Source organism: Odoribacter sp. N54.MGS-14, from assembly GCF_000980295.1.
In the GTDB taxonomy this organism is placed as follows: domain Bacteria; phylum Bacteroidota; class Bacteroidia; order Bacteroidales; family Marinifilaceae; genus Odoribacter; species Odoribacter splanchnicus.
The window spans coordinates 1-4193 of the sequence record NZ_LARL01000120.1; the positions used below are offsets into that span (position 1 = coordinate 1).

Sequence of the window (4193 nt, forward strand, 5' to 3'; positions counted from 1 at the left end):
CATCGCTGTGCACGAATATAAGCATTTTTACTACAATTACAAGCGATGAACAATATTTCTTAAATGAAAAAGCCGTGGTGTCTGGACTGATTTTAGTTTAGAGGAGAGTTATTTTTTATTTTTTTCTTTATATTTGCCACACAACCGGAGGAGAACTATGCGTGATAATGAACGATTTATAGTAGACCTGAACAAAAAAAGAGAAACTGCCTGGCAGCAATTGTACGAGGAGTTTTATCCGGCATTATGTACCTATGTGGCCAAACTGACCCATGAAAATGTCGGAGTGGAGGATATTGTTCAGGAGTGTATGATCGGGTTATGGGATTCTTCCTTGCAATTTCCGAATGTCAGATCTTTGGCAGGTTGGCTCTACAAAGCAGTATATAACAGGGCTTTGAATATGATTCGTGATCGGGACAATGCCCGTCGGTTATTGGGAAATTATACTTCCGGGATTTCCTATACTGAAGAAATGGCTATCGATTTGGCCATTGAAGAAAGTGTGATCGCAAAACTCCGTTTAGTCCTTTCCGAATTGTCTGACCAGCAGAGACAAGTTATGAATTTAAGCCTCGAGGGCTTGAAAGTCCGGGAGATCGCACAGCTACTGGAAGTTTCTGAAAATACGGTGAAAATGCAGAAAAAGCGGGCTTATGCTATCGTCCGTGACCGCATGGGAATGGTATGGGGGATTTTGTTGTACTCTTTATTTTCAGATTTTTTTTAAATATTAGTTATTTTCTGTTACCCGTTTTTTGATTTCATGTGTTTGTATAATAAAAAGGGTATGAATACATGGAATGATATATATGATTTTTCTGAAAAGGTTCTAAGCTATATTTTACGGAGGAAAGAAGAAGAGTATATTCAGCCGGATCAGAACAGTCCGGTTGAAAAGATGGCAGATAAGTTGGGACATTCAGAAACTTTGGCTGAACGATTACGGCAACAATACCGTTATGACCCTGTCCGGGCTTATCGGAAATTAAAGAACTACAGACGGAGAAGGCGTATTCGCTGGTATGGTGTGGCGGCTGGAATTTTATTAGTTTTAGGACTGGGATGGGGATGGTTTCACCAGAATAGTACTGATGATTCTCTTTTACTGACTCAAACTATTCAACCCGGTAGTAAAAAAGCAGTTTTAACCCTGGCCGACGGTTCCGTTTGGCATATCGGAGATTCGGCAATGCTTATATCTACTGCACAAAATCATATCCGTATCGATTCCAGTGGCATGCTTTTACAGGCAGGAAAAGAGGAGAAACCGGAAAGTACTGATACCTACCATCTTTTGTCTATTCCCCGGGGAGGAGAATTTACAATGACACTGGCCGACGGAACACGAGTGTGGCTGAATTCCGAATCAGAACTTCATTTTCCGTTGCAATTCGGTGGTAAGCAACGGAAAGTTCAATTGACAGGGGAAGCTTATTTCGAGGTTGCAAAAGATGCAGCACATCCTTTTGTTGTAGAAGTGTGTGATTCTAAAATCCAGGTATTGGGGACCGGTTTTAATGTACGCTCTTATTCGGAAGAAGGGCAAATAGTGACGACATTGGTCGAGGGAACGGTGTGTTTCGAATCTATAGAAGATAGGGTTATTTTGAAACCCGGTGAACAGAGTATTTTAGATAAAGAGGGACGACTTCAGAAACGTGCAGTTGAGGTTTATCCTTTTGTAGCCTGGAAAGAGGGACGTTTTATTTTCCGTAAGCAGCGGTTGGAAGATATCATGGTCATGGTGAGCCGGTGGTATAATGTCGAGGTTTATTTCGAAGACGATGAATCTAAAGAGATTACCTTTTCAGGGGGTATGATGCGTAATGACGGTTTCGAGGCATTGATGAAAATGATCGAAACGGTCGGGAGCATAAATTGCACCATAAAAGACAATACAGTTTTTATAGCTAAAAGAAAATAAAGAAAGACGGAATATTGGCACTATCCCGCCTTTCAACCGGCTAAGCCGGAAATGTTTCATTATAATTTACAAACTTATGAAAAAAAATGGAATCCGATGTCTTCTTTTTCAAAGAAGATGGTTAAAAACGTATTTAATGATGAAGTTTTTAATCTTGTTTTTGTGTATTTCTTCTTTTCAGTTGTCTGCGAATGTGTATAGTCAGATCGCAAAGGTTTCTTTGGAGGTAAAAAATGCTTCATTGGAGCAGGTGATTCAGTTATTAGAGAAAGAATCGGGCTATATTTTTCTGTATGAAGATGCCCAAATCGAACAGGTGCAGGGCTTGGAACTGAACTTTAAAGATGAGGACCTGAAAGTGGTGTTGGACGAATGTCTGCAGAATTCCGGTTTAACTTATAAACTAATGAATCATACCATTGTGATTTCGCGTAAAAATGTCAATGATCAGGTACGCATGACTCCCACAAAACTTTTGCTTCAAGGGATTGTGAAAGACACAGATGGTCATGTATTGCCAGGAGTTTCCGTGGTATTGAAAGAAACGACACTGGGTGTCGCTACGGATGTAGAAGGTCGGTTTACCATCGAATTACCTAAGGCCGACAGCATCGTTTTGGTATTTTCGTTTGTCGGTATGCAAACCAAAGAAGTAAAGTGGAGGGGAGAAAAAGAGCTGAATGTGGTATTGGAAGAGTCGGTAGCTGAAATGGACGAGGTGGTGATTACCGGGTATTTTACGCGTAAGCGTGAGAGTTATACGGGAGTGGCTAATACGTTTAGTGGAGAACACTTACGGGAGGTATCGGGACAGAATGTGTTGTCGGCTTTGGCGATGGTGGATCCTTCTTTTCAGTTGGTTGAAAATTTGGAAATGGGTAGCGACCCGAATACGGTGCCTGCTTTTCAAATTCGCGGACCGGGTAGCTTGGAATCGGAGTATAAGAATAATCCGAATAGTCCGACTTTTTTGTTGGATGGTTTTGAGGTGAGTGCGGAGAAGATATTCGATCTTGATCCGAATCGAATTGCGAATGTGACAATACTAAAGGATGCCGCGGCAACAGCTATTTACGGTTCGCGTGCAGCTAATGGAGTGGTGGTGATCGAAACGGTGCAGCCGGCGGAAGGAGAGTTGACCGTATCGTATTCGCTGGGGATGGATTTTGAGATTGCGGATTTGACGGATTATAATCTGATGAATGCAGAGGAGAAGTTGTTATATGAGGATAAGGCTAAGTTATTTGATGGGGATTATTTGAGTGGGAATGATACTTATCGGGATGAGTATAATGCTAAGTTGGGTTTGATCCGGGCGGGAGTGAATACGAATTGGCTGAAGGTGCCGACTCAGGATGTTGGTTTTGCTCATCGACATACACTTTTTGTAGAAGGAGGTAGCCAGAAGTTCCGCTATGGGGTTGATTTGAATTATTCGAATAAAAAAGGAGTGATGAAGGAGTCAGGGAGAGAGAAGATAGGTGTTGGCATGAAGTTTCAATATAATACGGGTAATTTGCGTTTTATGAATTATATGACGTATGATCAGGTGAAGGAGTTTAATTCACCATACGGCAGTTTTAGTGAGTATACCTATTCGAATCCTTATTTTTCGCCCTATGATGAGAATGGGCAGGTGGCTAAGGTGATGCGGGGAATCGAGGGCATCGGGTCGCCGTTGACGGAACCAAATCCATTGTATAATTCCACGTTAGGAACTAAGGATGAGGGACGGTATAAGAATTTTGTCAATAACTTTTCTGTGGAGTGGAAGATTATTAATGGCTTGAATTTGAAAGGGCAATTTTCTGTGAGTGACAAAGGTTTTGAGTCGGATTTGTTTTTACCTTCGGAACACACTCAATTTAACGATGCGGAGGTGAAAGGGTCGTATACGAAGAATATCAGGAATGAATTTTCGTATGATGCAAATGTGGTGTTGTCTTTTTTTCGTACGTTCGATAAGCATGCAGTGAATGTCGGTGGGGTGTATAATGTGCGGCAGACGAAGACAGATGGTTTTCAGACAGTAGCTTATAATTATCCGAATGCGGGGATGGATCACATTGGGATGGGGATGCAGTATGCGGAGGGTGACCGTCCGATAGGAGATTATGAGTTGTCGCGTCTGGTTGGGTTTGCAGCTAATGTGAATTATAGTTATGATAACCGGTATTTATGGGATGGTTCAGTGCGAAGTGATGCTTCATCAATTTTCGGTGCTGATAAGCGTTGGGGTACTTTTGGTTCTGTGGGAGTGGGGTGG

The 4193-nt window shown here is 41.9% G+C and carries 3 protein-coding genes; all 3 read left to right on the forward strand.

Annotated elements, in window-relative coordinates:
* The first annotated feature begins 157 nt into the window (after positions 1-157).
* Positions 158-730 (forward strand): RNA polymerase sigma factor, encoded by a 573-nt coding sequence (locus tag WS42_RS14295; protein WP_046405967.1) that lies wholly within the window; start codon positions 158-160, stop codon positions 728-730.
* A 60-nt stretch (positions 731-790) separates the two neighbouring features.
* Positions 791-1927, forward strand: coding sequence for a FecR family protein (locus tag WS42_RS14300; RefSeq protein ID WP_162610021.1), 1137 nt, complete (start codon positions 791-793; stop codon positions 1925-1927).
* 136 nt (positions 1928-2063) lie between these two features.
* Positions 2064-4193, forward strand: a 2130-nt coding sequence (locus WS42_RS14305; RefSeq protein WP_286728720.1) for a SusC/RagA family TonB-linked outer membrane protein, incomplete at its 3' end; no start/stop codon positions are given.

Coding starts and splice junctions, on each gene's coding strand:
- WS42_RS14300 (WP_162610021.1), top strand. CDS start 791: ATGAATACATGGAATGATATATATGATTTTTCTGAAAAGGTTCTAAGC.
- WS42_RS14295 (WP_046405967.1), top strand. CDS start 158: ATGCGTGATAATGAACGATTTATAGTAGACCTGAACAAAAAAAGAGAA.